At 44.0% G+C, this 1,843-nt stretch carries 1 protein-coding gene; it reads left to right on the top strand.

The annotated features are described in order from the left end of the window. Nucleotides 1–116: 116 nt before the first annotated feature. Nucleotides 117–1,391, top strand: a complete 1,275-nt coding sequence (locus DXC51_RS29200; RefSeq protein WP_117546102.1) for an IS110 family RNA-guided transposase — start codon at nucleotides 117–119, stop codon at nucleotides 1,389–1,391. The last annotated feature ends 452 nt before the right edge of the window (nucleotides 1,392–1,843 follow it).

A 1,843-nucleotide genomic window follows, 5' to 3' on the forward strand; every position in this document is an offset into this window, starting at 1 on the left:
TAAGGAGCATTCCTGTAATTCAGAAATAACGCCAATTGAATAAAAAAGAACCTCAAGGTATGATTGAGTTGCATCTTGGCGGATGTAAACAAAACAATCAAACCCGGAGGTTCATAATGAATTTAACACAGAATGACAGATTAAAGCAAGTAACATTTGACACTCTTATTGTTGGAGTTGATGTTGGATCAAAAACACACTTTTGCAGAGCTTTTGACTGGAGAGGTTTTGAAATCTCCCACAGGGTGTTTAAGTTTAGCAATACGGGGATGGGATTTCTTACTTTCCTTAGATGGACTGAAGAACTCATGAATAAAACCGAAATGAAAAAGGTTATTGTTGGCTGCGAGCCTACCGGTTGCTACTGGCTTACATTCCAGAAGTTTTTACAGGACCATGACATTCAGCTTGTGACTGTGAATCCGTTTACAGTAAACAGAAGCATGGAACTGGATGATAACAGTCCGGAAAAGAGTGACTTAAAGGACCCCAAGACGATTGCTCATCTTGTGAAAGATGGGCGGTATTCGACTTCTTATCTTCCGAGTGGAGTGTATGCCGAAATTAGAGAGGCTTCTGTCTGCAGAGACCAGATCATGAAGCAGCATATACGTCTGTCAAATCAGATACAGGGATGGCTCCAGAAGTTCTTCCCGGAGTATTTAGAGTGTTATGCCGATTGGGATTCAACCAGCGGACTCATGCTTTTAAAAGAGGCACCGCTTCCAGAGGATATCCTGAAAATCGGTGCAGGTGGAATCAATCAGATATGGCGTGATGCAAAAGTGCGTGCGGCAGGAATAAAGAGGGCACAGATCCTGATAGAAGCCGCACAGAACAGTGTAGGATTGGAAGCAGGTGAAGCCGCAAGGCTGGAAATCTGGGTTCTGGTAAATGACTACATCCTGAAAGCAGAACAGCTAAAAAGGCTTGATGAATACCTGGAAGAAAAAGTAAGAGAAGTACCAAATGTGGAGAAACTGCTCGCCATAAAAGGAGTAGGGATGAGTACTGTGATTGGCTTTATTGCAGAGGTGGGTGATATCGGACGTTTTACTGACCCAAAGCAGATACAGAAGCTTGCCGGACTGGAGATAGTCAAGAAAAGCTCCGGCAAAAAGAAAGGACAGCCAAGAATCAGTAAAAGGGGCAGAAGAAAACTGCGTAGGACGATGTACGAATCGGCAAGAGCACTGATGAACTGGAATCCGACATTTCAGGATGTGTTCCTTTATTACCGAAACAGGACACGGAATCCACTGGGTGGAATGCAGGCAAAGATAGCAGTTGCGTGCAAAGCGATTCGAGTATTCTACGTGGTATTACAAACAGGCTGTGACTTCGATGAGGAGAAGTTCCGAAAGGACATCATCAGGCCGGAAGCATCCTGAACACAAAAGCACATACTGTAGCAGAAAACGTCCGCCAAGGATTCAATTGGTGCTGGATTACAGGAGTGCTCTCTAGCAATGACAAAGCAGAGCGAAGCCGCTAAGACATAGTTTATAGGGGCAAGACCCTGATAAGGAGCAGAAGCGGCACCCCACTATGGGCAGGCTGGACGAAGGAATTTAGGTCTCGGCGAGAAGCCGGATGAACCTGTTAGACATGAGAGGTTAGCAGCCATAGGGAAGAATGGGACACAGATTCGCCTTCATAAAAAAAGGATGACGTTTTATTTCGTGTACCTTTCTGACCGGAAAACGAAGTGCATTGTAGCTGAAATGACACAGTTTTCGCCCGTTAAAAGATGCTTTGGAGTTGTTGTAACTTTATAAACCATTGCACAAATGGCTAAAACAAAGGCTTTTTTGTGCAAAATAAATAAGAAAGTATAGAGAGA

The organism is Eisenbergiella massiliensis (genome assembly GCF_003435485.1).

What these genes read in the sequence shown, in the direction of transcription:
- DXC51_RS29200 (WP_117546102.1), top strand. Translation starts at nt 117, where the DNA reads ATGAATTTAACACAGAATGACAGATTAAAGCAAGTAACATTTGACACT.